This is a genomic window from Dietzia sp. SYD-A1, assembly GCF_015356725.1.
Classification (GTDB): Bacteria; Actinomycetota; Actinomycetes; order Mycobacteriales; family Mycobacteriaceae; genus Dietzia.
The window spans coordinates 1-2,247 of sequence record NZ_JADDKI010000084.1; the positions used below are offsets into that span (position 1 = coordinate 1).

Consider the following 2,247-nt stretch of genomic DNA (forward strand, 5'->3'; position numbering starts at 1 on the left):
GGTGCGTGCCGGCCGACGGCATCGTCGGGGTCGTGGCCCCGGTGCCCCCGCGATAGCCCCGGCCGCTCGGTGGTCCCGGTCGCTCAGTAGTTCCAGTCGCCCTGGCCGTCGAAGGCGCCGAAGTGCCGGCCGGGGCCGTTCTTGACGATGAACGGGTCGCCGTTACGGGTGTTGTCGTAGTACCAGCGCGCGTCCTCGGGGCTGACGTTGATGCAGCCGTGGGAGACGTTGCGGACGCCCTGGTCGCCGACGGACCACGGGGCCGAGTGGATGTAGATGCCGTCGTAGCTCAGCCGGACGGCGTCGTGGACGATCGAGTCGTACCCGCCGTTCTCGATGCGCAGCCCGAAGGCCTCGGAGTTCATCCGGACCTGCCGTCCGCGCTGCCCGGTGTAGTACACGCCGTTGTAGGTCTCCCAGCCGCGCATCCCGGCGGAGGCCCGCATGGTGCGCACGTGCTGGCCGTTCCGGGTGACGGTGACGAGTTTGGTGCGGTCGTCGTACTCCGAGATCAGCGCGTCACCGGTGCGGAACGCCTGCTGCCGCTTGCCGCCGGCCCAGACGGTGACCGAGGTGTTGACCGGCCAGAAGGAGTGCGGGCGCCACCGGACCTCGGAGTTGTTGACCCAGTAGAACTTCCCCGCCACCGGGGGCTCGGTGCGGATGCCGAGCGTGGCCTCCGCGCGGGCCCGGTCCGCGATGGGCCGGTCGAAGAAGAACATGACCGGCTGCGCCACGCCCACGATCTCGTTCTGCGTGGGGAAGACGTTGACGTCACCGTATTCGGGCGCGGGACGATCGGGGCCGATCACCGGGTAGGTGAGCACCGGCATCGCCCCTACTCCCGGAATGAGCGGGGTGGGCAGCGGTGCGTTCTCCAGTTGCGGGATTCCGGGCGGGCTCGGCGGCATCACGGACTGCGCGTTCGCCCCCGGGGCGAGCCCCAGGACGAGGGCGGCCGCGGCGAGGATCGCGGTGAGGGCCGGGATCCGGGGCGAACGGGTCATTGCTACTCCTGGGGATGGCGGAGACGAGGGGCTCCTCTCAGCCTAGGCGGAGGGCTCTCTTAGGGTGTCGCGCTCTGTGCCGATTGTGTTTCACCCCGACCCGAGGGTGATCGACTCAGTAGTTCCAGTCGCCCTGACCGTCGAACTCCCCGAACTGCCGACCCGGTCCGCCCACCACGATGAACGGGTCGCCGTTGCGGGTGTTGTCGTAGTACCAGGCCGCGTCCTCGGGACTCAGGTTGATGCAGCCGTGGGAGACGTTGCGGACGCCCTGGTCAGCGATCGACCACGGGGCGGAGTGGACGAAGATGCCGTCGTAGCTCAGCCGCACCCCGTTCTCGACGGTCGTGTCGTATCCGCCCGCCGTCCTGGCCAGTCCCCAGGTGGAGGAGTCCATCCGGACCTCACGCGCACGCCAGCCGTTGTAGTAGACGCCGTTGTGGGTGGGGTAGGAGTCCCGCCCGGCGGACGCCCTCATCGTGCGGACGACCTGTCCGTTGCGCGTGACGGTGACCAGGTGGGTGGCGTCGTCGTAGGTCGAGACGACCGCGTCGCCGGTGCGGAAGGTGTTCTCCCGGCCGCCGGCCCACACGGTGACCGCCGTGCCCGCGGGCCAGAACTCGTGGGGCCGCCATCGCAACTCGGCGTCGCCGACCCAGTAGAACTTCCCCTGGACGGCCGGTGCCGTCCGGATCCCGACGGACGCCTCCGCCCGGGCGCGGTCGGCGACGGGACGGTCGAACCGGATCATGACGGGTTGCGCCACCCCCACGGTCTCGTCGCGGGTGGGGTAGACCGACGCCACCGGTTCCACCGCGGGGCGCGGCGGTGCCGGCACGGGGATCGTGAGGACCGGTTGCGAGGCCACCCCGGGAACCTGGGGGAGGGGCGCCGATTCCAGGCCGGGGAAGGAGACGGACTGCGCTGACGCGGCGGGGGCGAATCCGGCGGTGAGACCGGTGGCCAGGCCGGTCGAGACGAGGAGGGACGCGAGGAAGCGGGTTCGGCGGGACATCGTTCTCCTTCGGGCCGCGGTCAGACGGGCGCTGGTGACGTTTCGGACGGGGACGGGGCGAGCCACTGAGGCGGTGGGTGAATCCGCAGGACTCAGCTTAACCTCAATTGTCACACAGGAAACATGCGTAACAGAACCGTGCGAGCTCGGTGGATGCGGCGGTGGACGTGTGGGCGTCGGGCGGGGGCGGTCCTGTCGGGCCCGGACGGAGGGGTCGGATAGGAG

Annotated in this window: 2 protein-coding genes; both read right to left on the bottom strand. The window is 70.4% G+C overall.

Features of this window, described 5'->3' with window-relative positions; all coding sequences use genetic code 11:
- Positions 1-83: 83 nt before the first annotated feature.
- Complete coding sequence (locus IY392_RS04455; RefSeq protein ID WP_194860612.1) at positions 84-1,007, bottom strand: Ig-like domain-containing protein; 924 nt, start codon at positions 1,005-1,007, stop codon at positions 84-86.
- A 115-nt stretch (positions 1,008-1,122) separates the two neighbouring features.
- Entirely contained in the window at positions 1,123-2,022 is a 900-nt protein-coding gene (locus tag IY392_RS04460) for an Ig-like domain-containing protein (RefSeq protein ID WP_182613053.1), read from the bottom strand.
- Between the last annotated feature and the right edge of the window lie 225 nt (positions 2,023-2,247).

Coding starts and splice junctions, on each gene's coding strand:
- IY392_RS04460 (WP_182613053.1), bottom strand. CDS start 2,022: ATGTCCCGCCGAACCCGCTTCCTCGCGTCCCTCCTCGTCTCGACCGGC.
- IY392_RS04455 (WP_194860612.1), bottom strand. CDS start 1,007: ATGACCCGTTCGCCCCGGATCCCGGCCCTCACCGCGATCCTCGCCGCG.